The 24,397-nt window shown below is 38.6% G+C and carries 13 protein-coding genes; all 13 read right to left on the reverse strand.

Annotated elements, in window-relative coordinates; all coding sequences use genetic code 11:
• Positions 1 to 2: 2 nt before the first annotated feature.
• Entirely contained in the window at positions 3 to 7,262 is a 7,260-nt protein-coding gene (sprA, locus tag ABXT71_RS02470; protein WP_415372218.1) for a cell surface protein SprA, read from the reverse strand.
• A gap of 4 nt (positions 7,263 to 7,266) precedes the next feature.
• The gene (gene ruvA, locus ABXT71_RS02475) at positions 7,267 to 7,848 is read right to left on the reverse strand and encodes a Holliday junction branch migration protein RuvA (RefSeq protein WP_415372219.1); all 582 of its coding nucleotides are present in this window, start codon (positions 7,846 to 7,848) and stop codon (positions 7,267 to 7,269) included.
• A 75-nt stretch (positions 7,849 to 7,923) separates the two neighbouring features.
• Complete coding sequence (locus ABXT71_RS02480) at positions 7,924 to 10,224, reverse strand: NADP-dependent malic enzyme (RefSeq protein WP_415372220.1); 2,301 nt, start codon at positions 10,222 to 10,224, stop codon at positions 7,924 to 7,926.
• Between the two features lie 190 nt (positions 10,225 to 10,414).
• The gene (queG, locus tag ABXT71_RS02485; protein WP_415372221.1) at positions 10,415 to 11,341 is read right to left on the reverse strand and encodes a tRNA epoxyqueuosine(34) reductase QueG; all 927 of its coding nucleotides are present in this window, start codon (positions 11,339 to 11,341) and stop codon (positions 10,415 to 10,417) included.
• 6 nt (positions 11,342 to 11,347) lie between these two features.
• Positions 11,348 to 12,676, reverse strand: a complete 1,329-nt coding sequence (locus ABXT71_RS02490; RefSeq protein WP_415372222.1) for a cytochrome P450 — start codon at positions 12,674 to 12,676, stop codon at positions 11,348 to 11,350.
• Positions 12,676 to 13,698 carry a Holliday junction branch migration DNA helicase RuvB gene (ruvB, locus tag ABXT71_RS02495; protein ID WP_415372223.1) on the reverse strand — a complete coding sequence of 341 codons (1,023 nt, stop codon included), beginning with the start codon at positions 13,696 to 13,698 and terminating at the stop codon, positions 12,676 to 12,678. The genes ABXT71_RS02490 and ruvB overlap by 1 nt, the downstream gene beginning before the upstream one ends.
• Before the next feature lie 277 nt (positions 13,699 to 13,975).
• Positions 13,976 to 15,805 carry a cytochrome c oxidase subunit I gene (locus ABXT71_RS02500; protein WP_415372224.1) on the reverse strand — a complete coding sequence of 610 codons (1,830 nt, stop codon included), beginning with the start codon at positions 15,803 to 15,805 and terminating at the stop codon, positions 13,976 to 13,978.
• 43 nt (positions 15,806 to 15,848) lie between these two features.
• Positions 15,849 to 16,916 carry a cytochrome c oxidase subunit II gene (locus ABXT71_RS02505; RefSeq protein ID WP_415372225.1) on the reverse strand — a complete coding sequence of 356 codons (1,068 nt, stop codon included), beginning with the start codon at positions 16,914 to 16,916 and terminating at the stop codon, positions 15,849 to 15,851.
• Between the two features lie 25 nt (positions 16,917 to 16,941).
• A complete protein-coding gene (locus ABXT71_RS02510; protein WP_415372226.1) occupies positions 16,942 to 18,312 on the reverse strand; it encodes a quinol:cytochrome C oxidoreductase in 1,371 nt (456 codons plus the stop codon).
• Positions 18,313 to 18,360: 48 nt separating this feature from the next.
• Positions 18,361 to 19,008, reverse strand: a complete 648-nt coding sequence (locus tag ABXT71_RS02515) for a c-type cytochrome (RefSeq protein WP_415372227.1) — start codon at positions 19,006 to 19,008, stop codon at positions 18,361 to 18,363.
• A 1-nt stretch (position 19,009) separates the two neighbouring features.
• Entirely contained in the window at positions 19,010 to 19,546 is a 537-nt protein-coding gene (locus ABXT71_RS02520; protein WP_415372228.1) for a DUF3341 domain-containing protein, read from the reverse strand.
• Positions 19,547 to 19,548: 2 nt separating this feature from the next.
• Entirely contained in the window at positions 19,549 to 21,285 is a 1,737-nt protein-coding gene (gene nrfD / locus ABXT71_RS02525; RefSeq protein ID WP_415372229.1) for an NrfD/PsrC family molybdoenzyme membrane anchor subunit, read from the reverse strand.
• Between the two features lie 26 nt (positions 21,286 to 21,311).
• A complete protein-coding gene (locus tag ABXT71_RS02530) occupies positions 21,312 to 24,365 on the reverse strand; it encodes a TAT-variant-translocated molybdopterin oxidoreductase (RefSeq protein ID WP_415372230.1) in 3,054 nt (1,017 codons plus the stop codon).
• Positions 24,366 to 24,397: the final 32 nt, after the last annotated feature.

Here is a 24,397-nt window from a genome sequence, read left to right on the forward strand (position 1 = left end):
TTTTAATTTCCAAAGTTATATCTCAGTGTAATTCCACTACGCACTGTAGTCTGTGGGAATGCCGTTGAAATGGCGTACTCAGAGAACGTATGGTCATAGTAGAACAATGCCGTTAAGTTTTTGCTTAGTGCGTAATCAGCACTAAACTGAAGACCGTAAATAGTCTGTCCGGCTGTAATTTGATTATTACTAAGGTCTAGATATCTAATTATGGTTTTATTGTTTCTTACAGACCCATCTAGCTTAAAGTTTAAATCACTTTTTAAGATTCGTTTTTTACCACCAAAGTTAGTAGCCATACGTAGATCCTTAATTCTGTAGCCTAAACCTAGCGTCACCTCATTCCCTATGATTTCTGTGAGTAGGTTGTTTGCGAAGCTTAAACCTAAGGCCCTGTCTTTTCTTAACTCTGCTAATATCTTTACAGAATTCTTCATTTCAAAGTCTACTCTTATTAATGGAGAGAACTGTTCTGTTAGGTTCACATTTGTTAAGAAGATTTCGCTTTTAAAGTTTCCGGCTTGATTTGTTTCTGTAGGGTCTTGGCGGTTATAATCTAGATTTGTCTGAAATTGGTTTACCGTATACCCAGCTTGATACCCATGCTGTAATGAGAATCGCTTAAAGTTTTTCTTGAACCAGTCAATCTTCATTAAACCAGTATACTTAATATCCCAGTTAGGCAATGGCACATCTCTTAAGATACCAGTGCTCTCCTTACTTGCATCACTTCCTTTATAAGCAGAAAGAAATGCAGGTAATAAAACATCTTGGCTTGTTTTACCAAAACCAACAGGGTAGCCATCATCATCTGTGTCAAAATCACCATTCCCATAAAATTCTGTTGCAAGCCTATCTGCAATGACTCTTCTATTCGATCTAAAGTCATCAAAAGCAGCTGAGCCATTCTCATCACTCTGACCAAAGGCCGTTTTTAATAAGAAGGTTGAAATGTTAAAATTTCCGAAGGTGTTAGGTGTCAATGAATTATAAAGGCCATCTCTTACAATGTAATTCTCACTGTAGTTTTCAGAATAGGTTCTATTTGCATTCAAATCTATTTTTAAATCTCTGAATGGTTCTAGGTTTGCCTGAACATCTAACTGGCGCGTATCTGTCTCTGTATATTGCTCGTTATATTCTGGATATAATGTTAGCCATCCTTTTCTAGCAGCCAGCTCACGAACTTCTCTTTGACTCCCTAAGGTAAATCCTGTAGTGGGTTTTAATGTCCCCGCAAAACCAATAGTGGGCGTATACCCAGGCAAGAAGGTTCCTTCATTTTGAGTGTAATTAAGCTGTACTTTCTTAATCATTGTTGCAATCCCGATAAATGTATTTGATGCTTTATCTACTGAAGACAAACCATTTCCTGCAGCACTTTTGCCTCTTGTTTCTTCTTTACTTTCATCCTTACCGCCAATTCTGTTAGAGCCTTTTTTCAAAGATGAGTTTCTCCTAGACTTATCATCTCCAACACTTACTCTTTTCTTTGTGAGCCCTACAGCACGGTAAAAACTATTAAAATCTAGATTGGAATTGATTCTATGAGCGCTTGAGTTCTGAACGGTGTTACCCAGGTTATAAGTACCCGTTGTTCCATCACTTAAATCAATTTGAATTTCATTAAACAAATCACTTCCACCTTGCCACTGGAACGTACCCGTATAGCTATAGGTCGCTCTAATAAACTTTAAGAACGCAAACTTATCAAAAGGTAAGTCATAATTTAACTCTAACTGTTGTTGATGTAAATTAGGGTCTCCCACATCAAAGAAGCCATCCCACACGCCTATTGAATTGTCAGGTATAAACTCAATGGTACCATCTTCTTGTTCTTCTGGATCTAAGTAATTAGTAACAATGCGATTGTTTGTGGCCGTAAAATTAAATCGTAATGATTTGGTAAGGTTCCAATTCACACCGTAATTCCAATCAAATAAATAGTTGCGTTGAAACAGTTTTGGCGCAGATAAAAACTCTTCATCTAGCCCAATCTCCCTAAACTTAATCTCATTATACTTTCGGGTAATATTTGAACCTAAGTTAATATTAGAAGGCAAATAGTTAAGATTAATATCTTTTAAAAACTGTAAATACTTAGACGTAAACAAAGAATCATTCTTTTTAAATGGCTCTAAAGGTTTTGCCGTAAAGTTATAATTATAGGTTGCCCCTGTTCTCACTACTTGCTCAAATGCCTCTTCTACCTCATAGTCATTATGGTCCAACTGATTGTATGAACCTGAAAAAGTAAAATTCTCAATATCATACACATTAGGTGCGCCATCACCTGAGCGTTCTTTACGTACGCCTATTAAATTAACACTCTGTCTTTTTGTAAAGTCTATAGATTGCTCTAATATGCGATCGCGATCTGCAGCATTTTCCGTATTATCCAAACGAGATTCTAACTCGATATCTTGAAATTCTGGATCGAATTGTGGTGTTATCGTCGCTACAGATCTTCCGTAATTAAAAGGCAATTGAATACCCCATTTATTAGGCAACATTTGTCCTAAGTTTAGGTTGGTAACAAAATCATACCCTTCTGAATCCTCTCTACTTCTTGCGTTAGGAGCTTGATCTACAGAGCCGAATCCTATCGTACTTTTATTTGCGGTAGCAGTAATATTTGCAAAATCTGCAAGATTAGCATCTACACTAGCAACAGCGGCCCAACCTCCTTGATTTTTCAATTCTGAAAGACGCAATTCATTAAACCACACCTCTCCACAAATATCCATATCTGCAGCGTTTTTTAACCCAAGCATAATGATCCTAACATTTCCAAAGCTAGGATTACCCTTTATCCCTATACGTAATTCATTTTCACTAGCAGAACCATCATCTGAAAGCTCTGATTCATTGAAAAAGATTACACCATCAGCCGAAGCAGTTGGCAATGGTGTATTAGGATCTAGCACCATACTCTTGATGTTTTGCAATAAGCTTAATCGTAGCTCCATCCTGTTGGCAGTAGGCCAAATTTCTTCATCGCTTGTAGCCCCAAATTGCGTTGGGTTAAGTGGAATCTGAATCTCGTAAAAGTTTTCAGAAAGGTCATTACCTAGTCGCATAAAAGCGACCATCTCACCATCTGCTAAAGGCACTTCATCTGTAATGGATTCTGCATGTATAAACATTTCTAGGTTTTCATACTGGCGCATATCCACTTGAAAGTTTTTATACACAGAACGACCATCGTTAGGCTCTAATCCACAAGCACGCATCGCAAGCGACTGCTCGTTTTGTCTAATAATATTATTGTTATTATTTAACTGTTCACGAATTACTCCAGGAGGTAAACGGTATGGTATGGGCTGTCTGTTTTCGTTTTCTTCTATATTAACGGCTTCTACCTCATAGACAGTATCATCAAGATCTGGATCTTCACCTGTCGCGTCTAATGTTTGAGTATACCTTCTATAATCACCTCTCACAAGTTCCATGGTTCCAAAACGCAACGTAGTTGGCTGCGTAAATCCGGCCATATACATACGCATAAAACGGATGGACCTAAAATCTGTAATCCCATTTACCGCCCTATCTGGCTCACTAATAGGAATCTTAAACTGCACCCATTGTGTCGTCAACGATTCTCCATTAGGAGTAGCAACTTCAATTTCTTTAAAATCTGTAATAAACTCGTTTGCCGCAGCATTCATAGTTCCCGGCGCAATAGGTATCTCATATTCAAAATAACTATCTACCGTGTTCATGGTCTTATCACGATTCACATCTTCAATATCTGGAATGGCGCTATTCCCTCTATCAGTATCTGAGACAGTCTCTGGCGAATTTCCTTGTGACCCATTATAGAATTTATAACGATCTCTAATGGTTCCTTCTGCCTGTAAAAAATACAAATAATTATCACGTGCAGGATCTTGACCAAAAGCACCAAAATCTGCTACCTCCTCGGCATCACTATATCCATCATACCCAATATCTTGTGCGATACGAGCATCTCCTGTAGAATCAAAAGTATAAATCAAGGCCTGATTCGTAGGTACTTTTCCATACACAACTGCTGTGGTTCCTCCAGCTTCACCAGCGACATCTGGAAGTCCATTTTCATATTGCTTACGACCATCTTTTAAGATATCTTCGGAAATATTCCCTAAATTAAAACGGAGCGTACCACCCATATTAGTGGCATTCTCATCATAAAGAAATGGGTTCATTACCCAAAACTGAATGTACTCCACATTAGAGCGTTCAAAATCTGTAGTATTTAATTGACGCATAATCCCCCCAAAATTATCAGCCGGATTTGACAATACATTTAAATCTCCATTCCCATCAGCTGATGTTGAAGGATTATAGTTATACTGCCCTCTTTCAGTTGGATCGTAGTTAAGATCTAGAGTGAATAACGCCTGTGTCTGCCCTTGGATGATATCTTGATTCGGGAAAATTTCGTCCCTAAACACCCTACGTGTAAATGGAGAAGATAAATCATTATCTGTAATACCATCTGGTCTTTGTGAACTATAAAATATAGGGTCAATTGTATACCAGTTTAGACGCGCACGCTTATAATTATAATCGAGCATTCCATTTTCAAACTCCCCACCAAAATCTATGGGCGAACTTGATAGTGACCAAGATAAAGGAGAACTAATATCAAGACCGGTTTGTGAGGCCTCAAAGTCATCTACATATGCTGTAGCCTTTCCACCAAAATCCGACACTTTAGGAGAACCCGGCATCAAATAAGCAAATTCCCCACGTATAGACATATTAGACTCCACATCTGTATCTATATTAGGTAGTTTATTTACAAGTCGTGTTAAGAAAGGAACTTCTGCAGAGTACGCTGCATTAAACCCAAAAACGGTATTGTTAATAGGCTCATTGTTATAATTAGATTTCTGAGTAAGGGGCCTCTCATTTAAATTTAAGTATGTACCCCCTATTAAAAAGTTCTCGTTAAATTTATGCTCTACATTCAATCCTGTAAAACGTTTTGTTTGTTGTCCGAACAATGTATTGTTCTCAACACTAATATTAATGGGTGTGTTTGAAGCTTGAAGCGAAGGGTCAATTATCTGCACCCTCCCTAACTGGTAATTTACTGTGTAATCTACTCCTTCAACCAGCGTACGCCCACCAGCCGTTACTGTTACTGAACCTTGAGGAATATTAAACGCCCCAATTGGGATCCCATCAGATCCTGTAGACTTATACCTACCTTTTATCTGAAATAAGTTTTTATCACTATCTTCCTGCTCCGCTTGTGTTTTTGTCGTGCGATACAGTGATCGATATACATATTGGTTTTGATTGGCATTATAAGTTTCTGGAATATCATAGTTCGCAGAAGATGTTGTTCCTTCTAGTTTATTAAATAAATATTCTCCAAAAGGCTCAACACTTGTAAAGATCACACGACCATTTCGCTGGTCTACTGTTATACCTGGATAAAAATCAAAGAATCCGTCTCCACCCTGTTGGGGGTCATTGTTAAAATTTAATCTATCTAAATTAAAAACACGCAGCAAAACAGTATTATCTACATCTTCTGGTAAAGGTTCTGCCGGAAACTCCATCGTTCCTTCTGCTGCGGTTATGTAATTTATTGGTGAAGGATTAGTATACAAAATGTTTAATCTGAAATCTTCTTTCTCTAATTGAAGTGCCCCTAAAGAATAGATGTTCTTCATCATCAAATCCCAAACTGGTTCATTAACGCTTGTAATACTACTTTTCAAAAGCTTTACTATAAGATTCTGTTGGATGGCTGCTTCAGGTAATTCCTCCGGGTCCATTTCTGGATCTGGCACTACCGGGATTTCACCTCCATTTGCATCTACTCCATCTGTACTGAACTCTCCTACCTGAAATACTTTTCCATTTACGGTGTACTGGAACGCAACCCCTAAAACCTCATCATTATTTAACCGCTGATTAAGAGAGATATATCCTAGCTGTGTATTTAAATCATATTCGTTTACTTGTAATCTTCTCGCGTTTTCTAGCGTAGCATAATCTGTCCCGTCATTTACACTGATACCAAAACCTGTACCTACAGTAGCAATATCTCTTATAGATTCATTTAAGATTGACATTTCATTTCCTTCAATTCCAAAAGGGTTAAAATCATTATTCCCGTTATCAGGGAATGCACCTCTCGATTTGTTTAAGAATCCTCCAGGAGGAAAGTCAAGCCCAACGTTTGACAAATCTGATTCTCCAATGTCCTGAATCGCGACAATGTTACGCACATTCTCTGTACGGTTTGTTCTATTTGTAATCCATATTTCTGCCCTAGTAATCTGTATATTGCTGTTGATAAATGGATACTGATCTAAAGTTCTGTTATAATTATCTCTAAAGTAGTGTGCTAAAAAGAAGTGACGATTTTCATCGTATTCTGAAGCAAAGAATTCATAATCAGTAACCGTAGCACCACCTTCTGCAGTGACAGAACGTGTTTCAGATTTCTGCTCTGAGAATACTCCTGTAATTGTAGTCTTACCAAATTGTAATTGCGTCTTTACACCAAAAAGACTCTGAGCCCCCTGAATCAGAGTGCTATTGAGTGGCATACTTACATTCCCTACTTCAATTTTCTGGATAATATCATCTTCTGTAGGTGTGAATTCTAACTTAATTTGATTCTGAAAATCAAAGGTTGATTGAGTGTCATAATTTGCAGTTACTTGCAAACGCTCTCCCACTTTACCTAATAAACTTAGACTAATACGCTGATCAAAGTCAAAAGAACGGTTTACTCTATTTCTTGGAGAGAAGGCGGGATTGTCTTGCTTTGTGTATAGTAACCCAAGATCCATCTCAACACTACCTTGAGGTATTACCTCAATCGTATTACCCCCAAAAATAGATTCAAAAACGTTTGATTCTACATAAAAGGATGGTAATAAATTTTTCTGTAAATCATCAGACCCTTCTTTTTTCCCATCTGCTGCATTTATTTTATCCTTGAAGTATTGTTTCATTTCCTCTTTCATAATGAGGTTTTGATACTCTTCTGGAGTTAAGATAATGGGATAAGAAAGGTTAAAATCACCAAGCGTTTTGTTGTAGATGTATCTGTCCGTAATAGGATCATACACATACAAGTCTTGAATGCTCGGTGGAGTGGGAAGTTCCATCCTACCCATAGCAACTGTGGTTACTTCAGGTTCTGGGTCTGTGTCCGTTTCTTGAGCGGTCATACTACCGCTAATGAATATACTTAAAACGAATAACAGCTTAAAAAAGCTGTTTGTGGTTACGTGATTGTTTGTGTTCAAAAGGCTACAAATTTTTTAAAGCTTGTTTTATTATCTCCTCGACGGTTGCATCTGGGTGTTGTTGGACAATTTTGTCACACACCTTTTCAGCGACTTTCCTAGCAAAACCTAAGGTCTCCAAAGCAGATAACGCTTCATTTTTGTTCGTATTGCTCGAAATGGCAGAAACATTCTCCATCCCAAATACTTTAATTATTTTATCTTTTAGATCTAGAATGACCCGTTGGGCAGTTTTTGCCCCTATTCCTTTAACAGACTGAATCACAGCAACATCTTCAGAGGCAATCGCCTCCATCACTTGTTTTGGGTCTAAAGAAGAAAGCATTGTTCTAGCGATACTTGCTCCTACACCCGAAACAGAAATAAGTAATCTAAATATTTCACGTTCTGTTTTTGTTGAAAATCCGTAGAGTGTATGCGAATCTTCTTTAACCTGCAAATGCGTGTATAACAGAACATTTTCTGTAGAAGGTAGTTGAGAAAAGGTATGAAGCGAGATATTTATAAAATACCCCACGCCGCTACTTTCTATCACAACATCTGTGTGATTTTTCTCAATCATTTTACCCTGAACGTGGTGGATCATTATTTCCTAATGTTAAGAGTTCAAATATAGCATAATTATTCAGTAAGAAAACTCGCTAACCACAATAAAGTAGACTTACTTTTTAGCTTTGGCGTCTTCTTTCTCACGTTTCTCTTTTTGCTGAGAATCTACAACCGCAACCGCAGCCATATTTACTATTTCTTCCACACTCGCTCCTAACTGTAAAATATGTACTGGTTTGCGCATCCCAAGCATGATAGGCCCTATAGACTCAACATTATTCAACTCCTTTAATAATTTATAATTACTATTGGCAGAGTCTAAATTCGGAAATATTAAGGCATTCACTTTTTTGCCAGCTAATTTAGAAAACGGAAAATTCTTCTGGAGCATCTCGCTATTAAGGGCGAAATCTGTCTGGAGCTCACCATCCACGTGCATGTCAGGACTCGCGCGATGCAAGTATCTCACAGCTTCTCTCACTTTTGTCGCATGCGGGTCTTTTGAAGAACCAAAATTTGCATACGATATCATCGCAATCACAGGATCAAGACCAAACAACTTCATGGTATAATTGGTCATTTGAGCAATTTTCGCAAGCTCTTTTGCTGTAGGATCAATATTAATAGATGTATCTGAAATAAACAAAGGGCCTCTTTTGGTCAACATCATATTTGTTGTGGCCACTTTGCTCACACCGTCAAATCTACCTATCGTTTCAAGTACTGGTCTCACTACGGCAGGATACGCCCTAGAATAACCAGAAATCATAGCGTCTGCATCTCCTTCGTTGACCATCATTGCTGCAAAATAATTGCGAGAACGCATCATGTTTTGAGCATCAAAATAAGTAATTCCATTTCGTTGTCTATTCTTAAAATGCTTCTCTGCATAGCGATTTCTTTGCGCCGTTTCTTCATCACTTTTAGGATCGATTATCATCACTTTTGCGTCATATTCAATCTGCTCCATCAACTCTTCAATCACTTCTCTTCTTCCTAATAAAATAGGAATAGCCACTCCTTCATCATGGACTATTTGGGCAGCCTTCAAAACATCAAGGTGATCAGCCTCTGCAAAGACAATGCGCTTTGGATTGGTCTTAGCCCGATTCATTAAGAGTCTGACAATTTTATTATCACTCCCCATCCGTTCATTAAGTTCATCTTCATATTTCTGCCAGTCTGTTATGGGCGCTTGCGCCACACCACTCTCCATAGCAGCTTTTGCCACCGCTGGGGGAACTCTAGAAATAAGTCTTGGATCAAAAGGCTTTGGTATAATATAATCTGTCCCAAAATTTAATTTTGTCTCTCCATAGGCAATATTCACTTGCTCTGGCACTGCTTCTTTAGCTAACGCTGCAAGCGCTTTCACTGCCGCCATTTTCATAGCCTCATTGATCTTAGTCGCACGCACATCAAGCGCACCTCTAAAAATAAATGGGAACCCAAGTACATTATTCACTTGGTTAGGATGGTCGCTACGACCGGTAGCCATAATAATATCGTCGCGGGTTTTACAAGCAAGCTCGTACTCTATTTCTGGATCTGGGTTTGCCATAGCAAAAACAATAGGACGCTTGGCCATAGACTTTAACATCTTAGGGGTGACAATATTTGCAACAGACAATCCCACAAAAACGTCTGCATCTTTCATAGCCTCATCCAGCGTATCAATCTTCCTACTTGTTGCAAACTCCTCTTTTTCTGGAGTTAAATTATCACGATCTTTTCTAATGACTCCTTTACTATCGAGCATCACAATGTTTTTTGCGCTCGCACCAAAGGCCTTATATAACTTAGTACAAGAAACAGCCGCAGCACCTGCACCACTAATTACAATCTTTACTTTCCCTATTTTTTTCTTGGTAATTTCTAAAGCATTTAATAATGCAGCGGCAGATATGATTGCCGTCCCGTGCTGATCATCGTGCATTACCGGAATATCTAGTTCGTCCCTGAGCCTACGCTCAATTTCAAACGCTTCTGGTGCTTTAATATCTTCTAGGTTAATCCCTCCAAAAGTAGGAGCAATGTTCTTTACAGTCTCAATAAAAGACTCCACGTCTTCAGTGCCTATCTCGATATCAAATACATCTATATCTGCAAAAATCTTAAAAAGCAATCCTTTCCCTTCCATTACTGGCTTTGAAGCTTCTGGACCTATATTTCCTAGACCCAAAACAGCCGTTCCGTTTGAGATCACTGCGACTAGATTCCCTTTTGCAGTGTATTTATAAACGTTCTCAATATCCTTGGCAATCTCTAGACAAGGCTCGGCAACCCCAGGAGAATAAGCCAACGACAAATCTCTTTGTGTAGCGTACTTCTTAGTAGGCACAACCTCGATCTTACCCGGCTTTGGCTTAGCATGATATAATAAGGCCTCTCTTCGCTTGCTTTGTTTACTCATATAGTGGGAAATTAACTTGTATCACAAATATAATTAATCTTAGTGATGCATTTTTTCTTGAGGCAAGTATTTGTTTTGAATCATCGAGATAGGATACAAGACTAGTGTAAGTTTTTGAAAAGGCGCATTCAATATACTTAACGAATTTAGGATCAGAGACAATTTGTTAGTCTTGATTCTAAGACAAAAATCACTTCTTTTTCAAAAAATCAATATTCCTTTTCAACCCAGTATACTTCGTTCTTTTTATGGGACTCATTTTAAAGATTTCTGTAAACACTTCTTGGGTGATTTCTTCCCATTCTTTTTTATCCATCGCGAGCAACTTTGGATTTGGATCAAAAAGGGGTTCGCGATGTGATTGACTAAAACGATTCCAGGGACACACATCTTGGCATACATCACAGCCAAACATCCAGTCATCCATAGTACTTCTGAAATGTTCTGGGATTTCATTTTTAAGCTCTATCGTTGCATAAGAGATACACTTGCTGCCATCAACCACGTATGGATCTACTATAGCCTGAGTAGGGCACGCATCTATGCAGGCGGTGCAGCTTCCGCAATGGTCTGTGACCGGCGTGTCATAGTCTAATTCTAAATCAACAATCAACTCGGCTATAAAGTAAAAGGAGCCTACTTGTTTGGTTAAAAGATTGCTGTGTTTTCCCATCCATCCCAAACCACTTTTTGCAGCCCATGCTTTGTCAAGCACTGGCGCACTATCAACAAAAGCACGCCCGTGAACGTCGCCTATTTCCGAAGTAATAAAGTGGAGTAGTTCTTTTAATTTGTCCTTGATAACGACGTGGTAATCGCTGCCGTATGCATATTTCGAAATTTTAAAAGCGGCTTCATTCTGTTCCTTCTCCGGAAAGTAATTAAGCAATAAGGAAATCACAGTCTTGCTGCTTTCGACTAATTTTGTAGGGTCAAGACGTTTGTCAAAATGGTTCTCCATATAAGACATCTCGCCATGCATATTCTTATTAAGCCACGCTTCGAGTCGCGGTGCTTCTTCCTCTAGAAAACCTGCTTTGCTCATGCCGCAAGACAGAAAACCAAGGCGTTTGGCCTCGGCTTTAATTAGGGAAGTGTTATATGTTGTCGATGACACGTTGAACTATCTTTTCTGAAATTGTAAGATAGCATTTTTAGGCTTTAATGTAATCAAGGGTGTTATTTCAATTTCGGAAGTTTTATGCGCTATTTTGAAGTTTGACACTAGTGTTTGTAAAGCCATTACCATCTCGTAAATTGCAAAATTATTGCCGACACACATACGAGGGCCTGCCCCAAAAGGGAAGTAGTGTGACGAATATTCTTTTTTAGCAACTCCCATAAAACGTTCGGGCTTGAAGGCTAATGGTGCTTCCCAAAAATCTGGATCTTTGTGAATCTCATATAAAGAGAACAATAAACTGGAACCTTTAGGGATCTCCATCTTTTCAAAAACATCATCTTCAATATTCACTCTATCTATGAAATAGGCAGGCGGATAGAGTCGCATAGACTCTTCTATGACCGCTTTTGTATAAGGGCTTTCTTTTAAACGCTGCATCAAGTCTTCTGAAGTAAAACGTTGCATCTCTTGCATAATTTGCTCTTGCACCTCTGGATGTTGCGCCAAGAGCTGGGCAGCAAATGTGAGTGCGTTACTTGTGGTCTCGTGCCCTGCTGTAAATAGGATAAGTAACTCATCTATCAACTGTTCTTCTTCCATTGCGCTACCATCTTCATAGCGCGCATCGAGAAGCATATCTAATAAGTCATCAAAACGCTCGTCCCCTTTCTTGCGTTCTACGATAAGCTTCTTTAAAATCGTTCTAGCTTCTCCTGTTAAAGCAACATGCTTTTCTATTTTACCACTTGCTTTAAACCACCAACCTAAATAGGGTTGTCTCAATTCTCTCACGAGCATATTTTGAGCAGCTTCTGTTATATGCTGGATTTGATTTATTTCTTCATTATCGATCGCACTACTAAACAATGATTTTGCTACCGTTTGAAACGCGAGATCATTCATGATTGGGAAAATATCAAAATCTGTAAGGGTTTCAATCTTTAAAATTTCTGAAGTAATGGCAGCCTTAATGTTGTCTAGCAGCAACATCAATTGCTTTTTATGAAATGCTGGCTGTATAAGTTTTCGCTGTGTTTGCCAGTGCGCTCCTTCTGCCGTAAGAAGTCCTTTACCTACGTATTTTGCAAGGTCTTTTGTCTGGATGGTTGACTTTGCGTAGTTGCGCTGATTTTTCTGTAAGACATATTGTAATAATCCCGCATCTCGAGAAAATATAACGGAATCTGTAAAGCTGATATTGAGCCGAAATGTATTTCCTAATCGCTCAAAATTGTCTTTATGAAAAGGCAATGGGTTTTTAAGGATATCAAGCGAATGTTTTAAAAATCGTGCTAATGATACTTCTGGAATTTGGTTTTTATCTTTCATTAAAATAATCCTCCTTGTATGAGGCCTTTTACTTTTCCTAAATGTTTGTATGCTGCTTCTGTCACTTCACGACCTCTGGGGGTACGCATTATAAATCCTTGCTGTATCAAGAATGGCTCATATACTTCTTCTATAGTTTCTGGAGATTCTGACACGGCTGTTGCAATGGTGGTTATACCTACTGGGCCTCCTTTAAACTTGTCAATAATAGTGGTCAAAATTTTATTGTCCATTTCATCCAGACCATGAGCGTCCACATTTAAGGCATTTAAGGCAAATTTTGCGATGGCAATATCAATTTTTCCGTCACCCTTAATTTGGGCGAAATCTCGCACTCTTCTTAATAGTGCATTTGCGATACGAGGCGTTCCTCTACTACGCCCTGCAATCTCAATAGCTGCCTCCATAGAGATAGGCATATTTAATATGGTAGCGCTACGCTGTAAGATGGTGGTGAGCAATTCTGTTGTGTAATATTGTAGTCTTGATGTAATTCCGAATCGAGCTCTCATAGGAGCCGTTAATAATCCAGAACGCGTGGTTGCTCCTACTAAGGTAAATGGCGCCAAATGGATTTGAACTGATCTTGCATTAGGACCAGACTCTATCATAATATCTATCTTATAATCTTCCATCGCTGAGTATAAATACTCCTCTACAATGGGACTAAGACGATGAATTTCGTCAATAAAAAGCACATCTCTTTCTTCAAGATTGGTAAGCAGACCCGCCAAATCTCCCGGCTTATCAAGCACTGGCCCAGAGGTAACTTTTATGCCCACTTCTAGTTCATTAGCAAGAATGTGCGCTAAGGTTGTTTTACCCAATCCTGGAGGGCCATGAAAGAGCGTGTGATCCAATGCTTCATCTCTTTGCTTAGCTGCTTGAACAAAAATTTGCAAGTTTTCTAAGGCTTGATCCTGACCTGTAAAATCTTCAAAAGAAAGCGGTCTTAACGTTTTCTCAATATCTATATCTTGAGGACTTAGGTTTTCTTCAGAAGGATCAAGGAATTCATTCATAACACAAATATACGAAGGGAAAACCTAACCAGATGCCAGTGGTATCATGATTTGAACATTTATGAGATAATATTTTCTGCTTATTAAAGCGATTTTATTATCAATAAATACCAAACTTTTCTTATCTCAGGATTGCCCAAAAACAAGTTGTCACTAGCGTTGTCAGTCTTCTTTGTAAGGGTGTTTAAAGATAAAAACCCCCTCATTTCTGAAAGGGCTTTTAATAAGTTTAGGACTTCAATATCTTATTTAATTATAAGAAACTCCCCAAGATGGCTTAATGATTCATTTCTTCTTCATTTTCCTGAAGTGGAATATGTTGTGGGACATAATCTTGTCCAGCAATCACATAGTCAGTTTCATCTTTATTCAACTTACTATAGTCATAAGACCAACGGTGAACTTCTGGAAGAGGTCCATCCCAATTTCCGTGTATATGCTTCATCTCTGCCGTCCATTCTAGTGTTGTCGATTTCCAAGGATTCTTAGGTCCTATTTTTCCGAAGAACATAGAGCTAATAAAGTTATATAAGAATACTAGTTGCGCACCTGCTGTGATAATCGCAAATATCGTGATGATTACATTTACATCTGCAAGGTCATCAAAATAAGGGAAGGCTGTGTTTGTATAGTAACGTCTTGGCAATCCTGCCATCCCGATAAAGTGCATAGGGAAGAAAACGCCATATGCCCCTACGATAGTTACCCAAAAGTGAAAATATCCTAAGTTCTTATTCAACATTCTACCTTCAAACATTTTAGGAAACCAATGATACACTCCAGCAAATAAACCATACAAAGCAGAGATACCCATTACTAAGTGGAAGTGAGCTACTACGAAGTACGTATCGTGAACGTTGATATCTAAGGCGCTATCTCCTAAGATGATTCCTGTAAGTCCACCTGTAATAAAAGTAGATACGAAACCTATAGAAAACAACATTGCGGTATTCATTTGCAGATTCCCTTTCCAGAGTGTGGTTATCCAGTTAAAGGATTTTACCGCTGACGGAATGGCAATTAATAATGTTGTAAATGTAAATACAGAGCCTAAAAATGGATTCATTCCTGAGATAAACATATGGTGACCCCATACGATTGTCGATAAAAAGGCAATGGCTAGAATAGACATAACCATCGCTCGATATCCAAAAACAGGTTTTCGTGCATTGGTTGCCAGAATTTCTGAAACCATACCCATCGCAGGCAGGATGACAATATATACTTCTGGGTGCCCTAAGAACCAAAATAAGTGTTCAAACAATACTGGTGATCCCCCTTGATTATGTAATACCTCTCCAGCAATATAAATATCTGATAAGAAGAAGGAAGTTCCAAAACTCCTATCCATAATTAGCATTAATGCTGCAGATAATAATACTGGAAATGAAACCACACCAATTACTGCTGTGATAAAGAAAGCCCAGATTGTTAATGGAAGTCTAGTCATAGACATTCCTTTTGTTCTCATATTAAGTACCGTTACAATATAGTTAAGTGATCCTAATAGTGAGGAAGCAATGAAGATTGCCATAGACACTAACCATAAAGTCATCCCTGTTCCAGAACCCGGTATTGCCTGTGGCAATGCACTTAAAGGAGGGTAGATAGTCCAACCCGCAGATGCTGGTCCAGCTTCTACAAATAGAGACATTAACATAATGACACTTGATAAAAAGAATAACCAAAAAGAAACCATGTTCAAAAATCCAGAGGCCATATCTCGTGCTCCAATTTGCAACGGAATTAAAAGGTTACTAAACGTACCACTCAGTCCTGCTGTTAATACGAAGAATACCATAATGGTACCGTGAATAGTCACTAATGCTAAATAAACGCTAGGGTCCATTACGCCGCCTTCTGCCCATTTCCCTAAGAAAATTTCAAAAATCTTAAATGGCTCTTCAGGCCATGCTAATTGCATTCTAAATAAAATAGACATTGCAATACCTATGATACCCATAAACAACCCTGTAATAAGGTACTGCTTAGAGATCATTTTATGATCCTGACTAAAGATATATTTAGTTACAAATGTCTCTTTATGATGATGTCCATGATCATCGTCGTGGTGATCTACTGCGTGGTCGTTTGCGTGTGCTGACATATCTTCTTATTGAATTTCCGTTTAACGGTACTCTTGTTATTTATTATTTTAAAGTCGTGCCTAAGTTAGGTTGTTCTGCTAACCAGCGGTCAAAGTCTTCTTGAGACTCTACGATAATCTTCATTTGCATATTATAGTGGTTTGTACCACATATCTTATTACAAAGAAGTAAGAAATCAAACTCGTAAGGCTCTAAGGGATCCTCACCATTTTGAACTAACTCTACACTGTTGTCCTTTCTAATATTATTAATTTTTTGCACCTTAGCTTTCACATCGTTGTCTTGTCGCATATCTTCTGTTGTGATAGATGGCGTAAAAGCAAATTGAGTAATCATACCAGGAACACAATTCATTTGTGCTCTAAAGTGTGGCATATACGCCGAGTGCAATACATCTTGCGAACGCATCTTAAAGATAATTTCTTTTCCTACTGGTAAATGCAATTCATTTACAACCACATCATCTTGCGCATTAGGATCTGCTGAATCTACTCCTAACTGGTTTACACCTTCTATTAGACGCACATTTGCCTCCCCTAATGTTTTATCTGCTCCGGCGTAACGTGCTCTCCAGTCAAACTGGTATGCATATAATTCGACTACCATTGAGTCTTCATTATCCTCATCAATATTCATTATCTCTGTCCAAGTAAATAAACCGTACATAATAAGCCCCGCAAGTACTATTACCGGAATAATTGTCCAGATAAATTCTAGCTTATCGTTGTCTGCAAAGAACAAAGCGCGGTTGGTGTCGTTACCTCTGTACTTAAACGCAAAGTAGCTTAACAACCAAAGTGTGAAAAATCCTACTACAAAAATAAGACTCATAGAAATCAACATTAAGTTATCAATGTCTGCCCCATGTTCCGATGCTGCTCTAGGAAGTAATACATCACCCCATTCCCAGAAACAAATTATTAAAAGGCCGTAGGTGAAAATTGCCAATCCTAACATTAACCATCCGTTAATATTATTATCCTTGTTATTTGCAATTTCTGAAGACTCCCCCAAATCATTGGCCGTTTTAGACATGTTGAATATTTTATTCATCTGCCAAACAGTAACTCCAAAGAGAATGATTACTAATACAACTAAAAATGCGGTCATTGTTATTTGTCTTCTAAATAATTAATTAATAGTGAAAGTTCTTGCTTTCTTTTATGAAAGGATTATTCTTAGCAAGTAAGGGTGCTTTTGTCAATGCAGAGAATACTACTAGAACAAAAAGACCAAAAAAGAATAATACTGCACTTATCTCAGGTAAACCAATAAACCAGCTTTTACCTACTGTCGCTGGTGTAATCATCATGTATACATCAATATAGTGCCCAGCAAGGATTACGATTCCTGTAAGAACCACAAACCAATTGATTCTCTTATAATCACTATTCATTAGTAGTAATACAGGGAATAAGAAGTTCAAACCTACCATCCCAAAGAATGGTAACTTAAAGTCTTCAATTCTCGTCACAAAATAGGTTACCTCTTCTGGAATATTTGCATACCATATTAGCATAAATTGTGAAAACCATAGGTAGGTCCAGAAAATACTGAAACCGAACATGAATTTTGCTAAATCATGAATGTGACTGTCATTGACAAATTCTAAATATCCTTGAGATTTCAGAAAAATAGTAATAATCGCAATGGTTGTAATACCACAAACCATCATTCCTGCAAACACATACCATCCATATAAAGTAGAGAACCAGTGCGGATCAAAACTCATCAGCCAGTCCCAAGACATAATAGATTCTGTATAAATAAAGAACACTAAAAATGCTGCGGAAATTCTAAAGTTTCTTTTGTACCATCTATTATCTGAAGCTTCGTCATCTCTTCTCGAGTTGCGCACTGCAAACTGACGATATAGGATCCAACCTCCTAAGAAAACGGCAGCCCTAATTAATAAGCCTGTGCCATTTAACCATCCTGCTTTACCTTGTAATAATTTATCGTGCGCTACTATATCTGGATCCGCCCAGACAAAAAGATGATTCATATTAAATCCTGCGAGTGCCAATAACACAAACATAATGATACCTCCCGGCACTAGATATGCCGTAATCGCCTCCATTACTCTAAACAATACTGGAGACCATCCAGCCTGTGCTGCATAATTAATAGCATAAAATGCTAGAACCCCTAGTGCTATCATAAAAAAGAAAAAACAAGCAATATATAATGCAGACCAAGGTCTGTTTTTCATTTGATCTAAGGTGTGCTGTAAGTGTTTCTCTTCACTATGAGCAGCATCTGCGTCGTGATCGCCTTCTGCTCTATGAGCAGCGGCAGCAGTCATCTCATCATGACCTTCATCATGCGCAACAACTTCATGAGTCTCTTCTGCGTGTTCTGCTCCGTGATCATCATGACCGGCCATCATTTCCTTTACATCTGCTGTGGTCTTAGGGCCATACATAAAACTGTAGGTCATCCCAAGGGCACCTATCACCATAAAGATGATTGCAAATACTTTTAATTTACTAGGTAGCGTATACATATCTTAGCTATTCTTTGTATTCTTTGATTAGTTCGTGTCGATGTTGTCTTACTCTATCTCTACAGGGGCAGTCCTTGCGTCTCCACTTAAACCCATCTGAGGATCATCTATTTCCTTAGGCACCATAACTGGCCTCCCTTCTAAGGTAGCCTTCAAGTTCATTACGTGTTGTGTAATTTGCCATCTCTCTTCCTCATTTGTTTGTGAAGCATAAGATCCCATAGTATTTAAACCATACATCTGTACGTGATACACAGCACCATCTGTAATTATTCTTCCTTCTGCTGCATAGCTAGGAATTCCTAAAAACTTTTCGCGTTGAGCTAGTATGCCAAGCCCGTCTCCTTTATCACCATGACATACGGCACAATACACTGCGTATAATTCCGCTCCTGCTGCTAGGTTCTTCTCAGAATACTCTAGAGGGTTTATCAATTCTGCCTTAGCTTTTGCTATATCTTCTGGCGAGTTCGAGTAATCATAAGGTTGAAATCCTCTTGGAATTGTACCCTCCACTGGTAATTTTGCCTCTTGACCATTTTCAAAAGCATCTACGTCATACTCACCATAGGTTTCGTAACCTACAGACTCGTACATATTTGGCATAAACTGATAGTTTCTGTTCAAACTGTCCTGACAAGAAACCATTGCTAAAAGCGCAAGAATTACAATACCTATGTTCCCTATTTTTTTCATATTAGTGATCATCTTCAGATTCTACTATACTTATTTCTACCGCGCCTGTGTCATAGAAAAAATTTGACATTTCTTCTAGATTATTAGCCCCAGCATCTACTGCCATCAAAAAGTGATCATCCGTAGTTCTTACATCAGGATTTTCAGCTTTCTTAAAAGGCCATAATTTACTACGCATATAAAAAGTAATTACCATTAAATGAGCCGCAAAGAATACCGTTAATTCAAACATAATCGGAACGAATGCTGGCATATTTTCGATGTAACTAAAACTTGGCTTACCACCAATGTCTTGAGGCCAGTCTTCAATCATAATGAAATTCATCATCATAATTGCCACAGCAAGTCCTACCAATCCGTACATAAATGACGTGATGGCAATACGTGTAGGTTCAAGACCCATTACTTTATCAAGCCCATGCACAGGAAAAGGTGTGTACACCTCTTCAATGTGGTACTTTTTTTCTCGTGTCTGCTTAACAGCTTGCATTAACAAGTCGTCATCGTTATAGAGTGCGTGTATCACTTTAGAAGCCATACTTAATTGTTTTTAAGATTTGAAGCTTGTCCTGCCCAGTCATCACGTTTTGCACGTCCAGGGAACTCACCTATAATATCATCTAATAAATCGTAATCTACATCTTCCATCTTGCTCACCTGATCGAATGTATAGATACCTAGTTGATGTAATTTTTGTTCCATTACTGGACCTACACCGCTTATCTTTTTAAGATCATCCGCCGTTTGCGTTGCTGGATCAAAAGAACCTAACTTACGTAACAAGCTATCCACTTTATCTTTTTGCAACTCTGTATCAAGCTTAGGGCTTTGATCATCACTTGTGTTTGATCTTGGCGAACGCACCACTGCCTCATAATGCTTTGCACCATCGCCGTGTTCAGCTCTTAACCTCTTATACTTCGCTCCAGATCCCTTTAAGATAGACTTAACCTCCGCCTGAGCAATCACTGGGAATGTTCTAGCATATAATAAGAATAACACAAAGAAGAATCCAATGGTTCCAATAAAGATTCCGATATCTACAAAGGTAGGTGAGAACATTGTCCAAGAAGATGGAAGGTAATCACGGTGCAATGAAGTCACGATAATTACAAAACGTTCAAACCACATCCCGATGTTTACAACAATTGATATAAAGAACGAGAACATAATACTAGTTCGCAATTTCTTAAACCACATAAACTGTGGAGAGAACACGTTACAAGACATCATTGCCCAGTATGCCCACCAATAAGGACCCGTTGCTCTGTTTAAGAATGCATACTGTTCGTATTCTACTCCAGAATACCAAGCAATAAACAGCTCTGTAATATAAGCCACACCTACAATAGAACCTGTTACCATTATAACAATGTTCATCAATTCTATGTGCTGTATCGTAATATAGTTTTCTAGCTTAGACACTTTTCTCATTACAATAAGAAGCGTGTTTACCATTGCAAATCCAGAGAAAACCGCTCCAGCCACAAAATATGGAGGGAAGATAGTTGTGTGCCATCCTGGAATTACTGAGGTTGCAAAATCAAAAGATACAATCGTGTGTACAGAGAGTACAAGTGGTGTTGCTAAACCTGCAAGTACCAATGACACCTCCTCAAAACGTTGCCAATCTTTCGCTCTACCGGACCAACCAAATGATAGGATCCCATAAATTTTCTTTGTAAATGGAGTCACCGCTCTATCACGAATCATTGCAAAATCTGGCAATAAACCTGTCCACCAGAATACTAGCGATACTGACAAATACGTTGAGATCGCAAATACATCCCAAAGTAATGGTGAGTTAAAGTTTACCCATAAAGAACCAAACTGGTTAGGAATAGGTAACACCCAGTACGCCAACCAAGGACGCCCCATGTGGATAATAGGAAACAAACCTGCTTGTATTACAGAGAAAATTGTCATCGCCTCTGCAGAGCGGTTAATTGCCATTCTCCATTTCTGTCTAAACAGTAAGAGTACTGCGGAAATTAAGGTACCCGCGTGACCGATACCTACCCACCAAACAAAGTTGGTAATATCCCAGGCCCAACCTACGGTTTTATTTAATCCCCAAACTCCAATTCCTGTTGAGACTGTGTAAATAATACAGCCTATTCCCCATAAAAAGGCAATAAGCGCAATAGTAAATACTATCCACCAAGATTTATTGGCTTTACCTTCTACAGGAGCAGCAACATCCACAGTAATATCGTGGTAGCTTTTGTCTCCTAAAACTAAGGGTCTTCTAATAGGTGCTTCGTAATGCGACGCCATATTTTTATATACTATTTCTTAGTTAGTTACGCTTTTGTTGAGTTTCTCACTTTCGTCTTATAGAAAACGTTAGGCTTTGTACCTACGGCTTCTAATAAGTGATACATTCTCTTATCTTTCTTACTATTAAATACTTCACTATCGTGATCATTGATATCTCCAAAGACCATTGCTCCTTTATCACAAGCATTAGAACAAGCTGTCTGGAATTCTGAATCCTTCACAGTACGACCATCTCGCTTGGCATCTAATATACTTAATTGTGTTTTCTGAATACACATAGAACACTTCTCCATCACACCTCTTGAACGAACGTTCACATCTGGATTTAACACCATACGTCCCATATCGTTATTCATGTGATAATCAAACTCATCATTCTCTGAATACAAGAACCAGTTAAAACGACGTACCTTATATGGACAGTTGTTTGCACAATATCTTGTCCCTACACAACGATTATACGCCATATGGTTTTGACCCTGACGACTATGTGATGTCGCAGCTACTGGACAAACTGTTTCACAGGGTGCGTGATTACAGTGCTGACACATTACAGGCTGAAATGCCACTTGCGGATTTGCAGATGGATCCTCTAATTCTCCAAAACCTCCTAGAGAACCATTATCACCAAACAATCCATCAAATCCTTCTTTCTTTTCTTGATCAACTTCAAAACTTTCTTCAGCTGAATAATATCTATCAATACGTAACCAATGCATATCGCGGCTGCGTCTTATTTCTGCTTTACCTACTACAGGTACATTGTTTTCACTATGACAAGCAATCACACAAGCCCCACAACCTGTGCAGGCGTTTAAATCGATAGAAAGGTTAAAGTGATGTCCTATAGAACGATCAAATGACGTCCATAAATCCGCTTCTGGTGATGTTACCGGAATTTCTTCGTGATCTTTAGACACTTGTGGAACTGGGTTCCATTCTTTTACATTTTCAGTATTAAAGATCTCTAGCGTAGTCTCTCTAATAATATCTCTCCCCATCATCGTATTGTGCAATTGCACACAAGCAAACTCGTGCACGCCTGTCACTTTCTCTAAAGAAACTGCTAGCGTTCCTGTAGACAGACTATTTAAACGGTATGCATTTACACCCGTTTGCATTTCTTCTTGTACTGCTTCTTTTTTACCATACCCTAAGGCTAAACCTACAGATCCTAGCGCTTGTCCTGGTTGGATTAAAACAGGTACATTTTCAATGATCGTTTTGCCCATTTTGACGTTGACCAAACTTCCGTTTAAACCACCGTTTGCAACATTCTCGTTTACAAGACCTAGTTTTTTAGCATCTGCTGATGAAACAGTAACATAATTATCCCAAGATGTTCTCGTAATAGGATCTGGCATCTCTTGCAACCAAGGGTTGTTAGCTTGCTGCCCATCACCCATAGAAGTCTTTGTATACAACACAAGCTCCATATCACCAACTTGTGCAGCTGACATCGCTCCATTTGAAGAACTAGACTCTAACATATCCGCAGCAACTACCGGGGCAACATCTACTGTTGCTTCAGAAGTTAACACTCCCGCCTCTAACGCTTTGTTCCAAGAAGTTCCACCTAATACATCAGACCAAGTTTCTTTGATGTAATCTAAGTATGAAGTTTCATTCTTAGCCCAAGCTAATAATGTTTCCTGAAATTGTCTTGTTTTATATAATGGACGTATCGTTGGTTGTATTAAACTATACGATCCTTTTTTCATTTGAACATCACCCCAAGATTCAAGGTAATGTGGAGTTGCCCCCACTAGTTGCGCTAATGAAGCCGTAGCATCGTATTTCATAGCAAAAGCAATAGACATATCTAACTTCTCGTATGCTGCTTTAAAATCATCATTTGGGAAAGAATATACTGGATCTACACCTACAGTAATCAACCCTTTAACACTACCATTGATAACGCCATTCATTACTTTCTCGACTTCTGCATTATTTGCAGAACGTGTCATTTTTGGTTTTGCAGTATCCATTACTACGCTACCCGCATTTGCATCTAGCACGCTACTTTGTGAAGCTGCATCTGGTAATCCAGTTACGATAACCGCTTTTGATCCTGCTTTGCTCATGAGCTTTTTAGCCATAGCTACAGCTTGAGCAACATTTTCTGGCAATCCAGAAGTACTTCCGCCAGTAAGGGCAACTAATACTTTTTTCTGATCACTAGGCTTTAAAGGAATACGGTTGTCAGCATTTGCTCCAGACAAAGTCATATTTGCCTCAAACTGAATGTGCTTTGACATTTTTCCGTTCTTCGGAATTCGTCCTTGTGCATATCCTGCATCATAACCACCACCCTGCCAGTCTCCTAAAATATCTGCACCAACAGAAACAATAACTTCAGCTTTTCCGAAGTCATAATCCGCCATTGCACGTGTTCCAAATTTCTGTTGAAAAGCATCTAGTGCTCCAGAAGAAGAAACAGTATCATAGGTTACATGACGAACATTAAGGTATGCCGCAGTAAACTCTTTAATTAATTTTGAAGTAGACGGACTCGCAAATGTCTGTGTCAATAACACGACATCTTTACCAGCCATATCCTGCATCTTCTCTGCAGCAGCCGCATCAAAAGCTTCCCAAGTCACATTTTCATCTCCTACTCTTGGGCTCTTTAAACGATTGTTATCATATAAAGACAAAACAGAAGCGTGTACTCTCGCATTTACACCACCGTTTGCAGCAAGGTCGTTACGCTCTATCTTAATAGGACGCCCTTCACGCGTCTTCACTAACACATTAGCAAAGTCAAAACCATCTGCCATCGTCGTAGCATAATAGTTAGCCACACCAGGAACGATCTCGTCTGGAGCCACTACATAAGGAATCGATTTAATAACCGGTCCCTCGCAAGCTGCCAAAGAAGCAGCTGCAGTAGTAAACCCTACATACTTTAAGAAATCTCGACGCGTCGTAGAAGAAGCCCCTAATATCTCTTTGTCGCCTAAAAACTCATCTGTTGGAATATCTTCCACAAATTCGTTTTCCTGCAGCGTCTTAACAATAGAGCTGTTTTGATCCAGCTCTTCAACACTTTTCCAGTATTTCTTGTTTGATGCCATTTATAAACTTTTAGTTTTCTTAATTTTTAATA

Source organism: Patiriisocius sp. Uisw_047 (genome assembly GCF_047730165.1).
Classification (GTDB): domain Bacteria; phylum Bacteroidota; class Bacteroidia; order Flavobacteriales; family Flavobacteriaceae; genus Patiriisocius.

Bases quoted from the DNA above. Each gene is read 5' to 3' on its own strand.
- ABXT71_RS02520 (WP_415372228.1), bottom strand. From the start codon at position 19,546: ATGGCTTCTAAAGTGATACACGCACTCTATAACGATGACGACTTGTTA.
- ABXT71_RS02500 (WP_415372224.1), bottom strand. From the start codon at position 15,805: ATGTCAGCACACGCAAACGACCACGCAGTAGATCACCACGACGATGAT.
- ABXT71_RS02530 (WP_415372230.1), bottom strand. From the start codon at position 24,365: ATGGCATCAAACAAGAAATACTGGAAAAGTGTTGAAGAGCTGGATCAA.
- ABXT71_RS02480 (WP_415372220.1), bottom strand. From the start codon at position 10,224: ATGAGTAAACAAAGCAAGCGAAGAGAGGCCTTATTATATCATGCTAAG.
- ABXT71_RS02505 (WP_415372225.1), bottom strand. From the start codon at position 16,916: ATGACCGCATTTTTAGTTGTATTAGTAATCATTCTCTTTGGAGTTACT.
- ABXT71_RS02515 (WP_415372227.1), bottom strand. From the start codon at position 19,008: ATGAAAAAAATAGGGAACATAGGTATTGTAATTCTTGCGCTTTTAGCA.
- ABXT71_RS02510 (WP_415372226.1), bottom strand. From the start codon at position 18,312: ATGTATACGCTACCTAGTAAATTAAAAGTATTTGCAATCATCTTTATG.
- ABXT71_RS02490 (WP_415372222.1), bottom strand. From the start codon at position 12,676: ATGAAAGATAAAAACCAAATTCCAGAAGTATCATTAGCACGATTTTTA.
- nrfD (WP_415372229.1), bottom strand. From the start codon at position 21,285: ATGGCGTCGCATTACGAAGCACCTATTAGAAGACCCTTAGTTTTAGGA.
- ruvB (WP_415372223.1), bottom strand. From the start codon at position 13,698: ATGAATGAATTCCTTGATCCTTCTGAAGAAAACCTAAGTCCTCAAGAT.
- ruvA (WP_415372219.1), bottom strand. From the start codon at position 7,848: ATGATCCACCACGTTCAGGGTAAAATGATTGAGAAAAATCACACAGAT.